This is a genomic window from Neisseria sp. P0001.S005 (assembly GCF_051963715.1).
Genome location: NZ_JBQCTZ010000683.1, coordinates 1 through 403, shown reverse-complemented (window position 1 = coordinate 403; position 403 = coordinate 1). Strand labels below are relative to the sequence as shown.

1 protein-coding gene is annotated in these 403 nt (G+C 35.7%); it reads left to right on the top strand.

The annotated features are described in order from the left end of the window. Positions 1 to 403: CHAP domain-containing protein (locus ACTHSP_RS22360; RefSeq protein ID WP_440347055.1), on the top strand; the 403-nt coding region annotated here is incomplete at both ends.

Genomic DNA, 403 nt, shown 5'->3' with positions numbered 1-403 from the left:
ATTTAAGGAAATATAATGGCTATACCGAAAAAGGTAAGGATAATACCATTTTTGGGGCTCATTATGGCATGCAAGGCAAATATTGGTGTGATATGTATGTTGATTATGTTATGGAAGATTCGTTTGGCAGGCGAAATGCTCAAAAAATGCTAGGTGGGTTTTCTGCAGGAACGGAACTTAGTAAAGATAATTATCAAAAAATAGGTAATTGGCATGATGCAAAAGATTATGTTCCTCAAAAAGGCGATCAAATTTTCTTTCTTAACCCCACAAAAGATAAATCCAGGACGGTCAATCATACGGGAGTTGTTATTGACGTTGATTTGGAAAAAGGTATTGTTTATACAATTGAAGGTAATACTAGTGCTAAGCCAGGGGATAGTAATGGAACAACAGTTAGGGA